This is a genomic window from Flavobacterium sp. Leaf359, assembly GCF_001423985.1.
Classification (GTDB): Bacteria; Bacteroidota; Bacteroidia; order Flavobacteriales; family Flavobacteriaceae; genus Flavobacterium; species Flavobacterium lindanitolerans.
In genome coordinates this window covers 16871-22053 of record NZ_LMPW01000001.1, presented here as the reverse complement: position 1 = coordinate 22053, position 5183 = coordinate 16871, and the positions used below count along the sequence as shown (strand labels likewise).

Here is a 5183-nt window from a genome sequence, read left to right as displayed (position 1 = left end):
CTTCTAAAGTTCGTGTAATTATTCTAATCTATAGCTAAAATCAAAAATCTCAAATCTCAAATCAAAGGTTCTAAGGTACTGAGGCGCTGAGGTTAATAGGCTTCTAAAGTTCGTGTAATTATTCTAATCTATAGCTAAAATCAAAAATCTCAAATCCAAGATTCTAAGGTGCTAAGTTTAATAGACTTCTAAATTCGTGTAATTATTCTAATCTGTAGCCAAAATCAAAAATCTCAAATCTCAAATCCAAGATCTTCAGGCTGATAACCAATTAAATTTTAATTGATATAGATAACACAATCATAATTTTGATTTTACAGTAATAAAACACCTACGTAAAGTGCAACGGGAATATATTAACAATCTTTGTATGTATCTGTAAATGAACCAACAAAAACAGATCCCTCAAAATTACAGCCCTATGAATACAACTTTACACAAAAAATTCATTGTCCCATTTCTTTTTATTATTTCCCTACTCTATCCCACTACTGATTATGCTCAGATATTAGCATGGGATGCCAACAACAACGGTGGTGGATTTGGCGTCAGCCCCTGGACACCTTCTACACGAAATGCCAATTTGCAAACTTCGGGACTTGTCAGAGGTTCAGGTATTTCAACCAGTGGTAGTGCAGCAGGAGGATGCTGGGGAGGTTCCGGAGGATGGTCAACATCCCAATCCGATTCCAACAGCTTTTATTTTACTTTTCAGGCAACTGCCGGATATAAAGTCAGCCTGAGCTCTATTTCTACCGCAACCCGAAGGTCCAATTCGGGGCCGTCAGGATGTATAGTTTATTATTCTGTTGGCGGCGGTCCTTTTACCAGTGTAGCCACCTGGTCCACCTCATCTACAAGCGGTACGACAGGAACACCTAATTCGGTTTCCTTATCGGGAATCGGCGCTTTGCAAAATATTGCCGCAGGAGTTGTCGTTAAATTCCGGATAATCCCTCAAGGCTCAACAGGAAACTATTACCTGACAGGCGGAACCAACTCTTTAAAAATAGACGGCAGTGTTACAGCCGCTGTCAATCCTTTAATTACTCCTTCTACTACTTCACTGGCTTCTTTTGGCGATGTTATGGTAGGAAACAGCTCATCTGCAACCAGCTTTACATTTAACGGTGCCGGACTTACGGAAGATGTAAGTATTCTGGCTCCGACAGGATTTGAAATCAGCACAGATGGCATTAACTGGTATCCCGGTACAGACATCAGTCCGGTTGGCGGCACATTAAATAACGTACAGATTTGGGTACGCTTTAGTCCCGCAGTGGTAGGAACAGCTTCCGGAAATATCGTACTGTCTTCACCGGGTGCTACCGATAAATTGGTTACTGTTACCGGAACAGGTATTACTGCCGTAAGTTCTATTGTTGTTGATGATGAGCCTTACGGTCCTTACTGTAACGGAATCAGCAATACTTTTGATTTGGATTTTACGCCAGCCGGAAGTTTCAACAGTGCTAATTTTTATGCGCAGCTCTCTAATACTGACGGTACCTTTCCAACAACACCAACCAATATTGTTGGAGTATCTGCCACCAGTCCAATCACCGTGACAATTCCTGCCGATACGCCTCCAGGCTCAAATTATAGAGTAAGAGTTTATAATGACGACCCGCTGACTTTCAGCAATAATGATAACGGACATAATATTACAATTACAGCGGCAGCAACACTTTCTGCAGTTACACAAACCAACATCATGTGTGACGGAGGTGCGACTACCATAAATTTGGCTGGCCTGATTCCTGAATCAACCTCTTCTATCAGCTACACCATTAATAATGGGACTGTGCAAAACGTTGCAGGTATTATTGCAGACATTAGCGGTAATGCCAGCTTCACCATAAGCCTTCCTTACAGCAATAACGGACATTCTCTAGTTATAGGAACTATCGAAAGAACTGATATTTCGTCCTGTCCGAATGCGCTTACTGCAAACAATTCTGTTGTATTGGCTGTAAATCCTTCCCCAACAGTAACTGCTGTAAGCACTACTCCCTTATGTGCAACCCATGGCAATGCTGTTATCAGCCTGACCGGATTGATTGCCAACAGTACTTCAGAGATTACTTATACGATTGCGGGAGGTACTGCCGTAACAGTTTCGGGAATTACTGCTAATGCTTCCGGAGAAGCTGATTTTGAAGTAGCTGTTTCGACTGCAGAAAATGGCAGGACATTAGAAATAACTTCGATTAAACGAACAGATGTAACTCCAGATTGCGAAAGTGTGATTAGCGGCATAAACACCATTTTGGTTATCAACTCCAGACCAACAGCAACAATAAGTGGCGACCAGTCTGTTTGCCAGGGTTCGGTTTCGTCTGAACTTAGCATCGCTTTGACGGGAACAGCCCCATGGAATCTAACCTATACCGATGGAACTTCAACTTTTCCAATTACCAATATCCAAACATCGCCTTATACTTTTACGGTTACTGCTAATGAGACAAAAACGTATACGGTAACTGTCGTAGAAGACGCCAATTGTATTGCACAATCTGCTGACATAAGCGGAAGCGCCACCGTTACTGCTGTAGAAGCAGGCAATGGAGGAACTATAACCGGAAATTCAACCGTATGCTTCGGAACCAACAACGGAATACTTACTCTGGAAAATCATGTAGGAACTATTATAAAATGGCAATCTTCTACTACTGCAGACTTTAACGGTACTGTTACCGATATTGAAAATACGGCCGCAACTCTTAACTATACAAATCTTTCAGAAACTACATACTACCGCTCAGTTGTGCAAAACGCTCCGTGTATGGAAATTTATTCCACTATTGCAACAATTACGGTTAACCAATCCGAAGCTCCAATTACCGCTTCACAAACTTTCTGTAATGCCGCAACTGTTGCCGACTTACAGCCAAACACTACCGGAATCCAATGGTATGATGCTCCAAACGGAGGAACTGCTCTTTCGTTGACACAGCCACTGACCAATGGTGATTACTACGCTACCATGACAGTTGACGGATGCGAAAGTGCCCGTACGCTAACATCTGTTACAATAAATACGGTTACGCCACCGACCACAACAGCACAGACTTTCTGTAATGCCGCAACTGTTGCCGACTTACTGCCAAACACTTCCGGAATCCAATGGTATGACACTCCAAACGGAGGAACTGCTCTTTCGTTGACACAGCCACTGACCAATGGCGATTATTACGCTACTATGACAGTTGACGGCTGTGAAAGTGCCAGTACGCTAACATCTGTTACAATAAATACGGTTACGGCACCAAACGGTTCTGAAAACCAGAATTTCACAGAAGGTGAAACATTGGCCGACCTTGAAGTTACCGGAACAAATCTGAAATGGTATGCTACAGAAACTGCAGCCGAAGCCGGAACACCAACATTAGGCATGGATGAACTTCTTGTTGACGGTGCAACTTACTATGCCGTACAAACAATTGGTGAATGCAGCAGCAGTCCTTTGGCGGTAACGGTTTCAATAGTATTGGGCAATCCTGAATTTGACTTAACAACGCTTAAGGCCTATCCGAATCCTGTAACTGATTTATTAAACGTTTCCTATTCCGAAAACATTCTTGCCGTTGAAGTTTTTAACCTGATTGGACAAAAAATAATGGATAAGACTGTAAACAATACACAGGTAACCATCAACTTATCAGATATTCAAACCGGAACCTATCTCGTCAGAGTTAGCTCTGGAAAAGCACAGAAAACTTTCCGAATCTTAAAAAAATAAGAGAAAACAATTTCTTAAAAAAGCCTGCCGCAACAGCAGGCTTTTTTTGCGCCGGTAACATTAAAGAAACGAAAACATAACACCGACCGGTTCCAACATAACATTTTGATAAATCAAACAACGGCTTCAGTTAATCTGTCATTCCTAGATTGCGCCGGTTTTAAACTGACTCAAATGAAATTACAAAAGCTCAAACATTTCCTTATTATTGCTGTTCTGGCTCTTTTCTCTTACCAAGACACTTTCTCTCAATGTTTTCAAATCGAAAGTATACTAGTCGATGCCTGTGGCGTACAGGAAGGATTGAATGAAATGGTACGGTTTAAAGTAGGCAACACCGCTATAAATACAAGCAATATGAGCGTGTCATGGCCAAACAATCCGTGGCAGGGACTTATACGAAACTCTGTCACCGCAGCAAAAGTAGCAACTCTTAATGCTGATATTCTGGATGCCGGCGGATGCGGTCAGTTAATCGAACCTACTGGCGGTGTTCTTCCTGCCAATGCCAGTGTAATTTTAGTGACGAGCCACAATTTTGATACCGACCTGAATTCGTTTGGGGCTTTAACCGATAACGTTTATATTATTTTCCAAAATAACCCCACTACTGCATCCGGGCATTTTGCCAATTCCGGAACCGGAATCAGAACATTGACTATTTCTTTTGGTTCCTGCTCTGATACGGTTTCCTATGACCGTGCCCTGTTAATTGACACCAATGGCGCTACTGTTGCTGCTGATGGCGCAATAGTGCAATACACTCCGGCAGGAGCCACCACCTATATCAACAATGGCTGCTCTGCCCCTGTTCCTCCATTTACTGTTGATGCCGGACCTGCTACTATGTCGGCTTGTGCCGGAACTGTAATTTCTTTGAACGGAATTGCGCAGGGATATCAATCAGTAAGATGGTCGGCTGCAAGTGGTACATTTTCAACGGCAACCAATCTGTCAACCACCTACACTTCAAGCGCTTCACAGGCAGGAACCGTTGTTGTTATTACCCTAACCGCTACCAACAGTTGTGGTCTGGAGATAAGAGACACTATCAATCTTACTTTAACTAACAGTACTACGCCTAACTTCCCTACTACACTTTCCTTGTGCACAGGAAGTACGGCTCCGGTACTGAACACTACTTCCCCTAACGGAATTTCCGGAACCTGGAATCCGGCAGTCATTAGCAATACGGCAAGCGGAAATTATGTGTTTACACCAAATGCAGGACAATGTGCCTCAGGTGTGACTCTAAGCGTAACCGTAACCAACAGCATCACGCCAAACTTTCCTACCACTCTTTCAATCTGTACAGGAAGCACGGCTCCCGTATTGAACACTACTTCCCCTAACGGAATCACAGGAACATGGAATCCGGCTGTTGTTAGCAATACGGCAAGCGGAAACTATGTATTCACTCCAAATGCAGGACAATGTGCCA

1 protein-coding gene and 1 pseudogene are annotated in these 5183 nt (G+C 42.9%); both read left to right on the top strand.

Features of this window, described 5'->3' with window-relative positions:
- Positions 1–421 precede the first annotated feature (421 nt).
- Positions 422–3742, top strand: coding sequence for a T9SS type A sorting domain-containing protein (locus tag ASG38_RS00055; RefSeq protein ID WP_162239621.1), 3321 nt, complete (start codon positions 422–424; stop codon positions 3740–3742).
- A gap of 174 nt (positions 3743–3916) precedes the next feature.
- A pseudogene (locus ASG38_RS17290) lies at positions 3917–5183 on the top strand (hypothetical protein); the annotation flags it as partial.